This window comes from Psychroserpens sp. XS_ASV72, from assembly GCF_041224425.1.
Classification (GTDB): domain Bacteria; phylum Bacteroidota; class Bacteroidia; order Flavobacteriales; family Flavobacteriaceae; genus Psychroserpens.
The window spans coordinates 1-254 of sequence record NZ_JBGFGL010000031.1; the positions used below are offsets into that span (position 1 = coordinate 1).

The window sequence follows — 254 nt, forward strand, 5'->3', positions numbered from 1 at the left end:
AGGCAACTTATACTGATTCTGTTGCCGATGGCTCCTGTGCAAACGAATCCGTAATCACAAGAACTTGGACGCTTGTCGATGACTGTGGGAACGAGACTAACCTAGTGCAGACGATAAACGTCGTGGACACTACTGCGCCAGTGCTTACATTGCCTAGCGATGCTACCGTGGAATGTACCGAAAGTACCGATCCTGCAGCTACTGGAACGGCTACGGCCACCGATACTTGTGGTAACGTGACCGTAACTTATTCC

1 protein-coding gene is annotated in these 254 nt (G+C 50.4%); it reads left to right on the top strand.

The annotated features are described in order from the left end of the window. Positions 1–254: hypothetical protein (locus tag AB9K26_RS00165; protein ID WP_369970532.1), on the top strand; the 254-nt coding region annotated here is incomplete at both ends.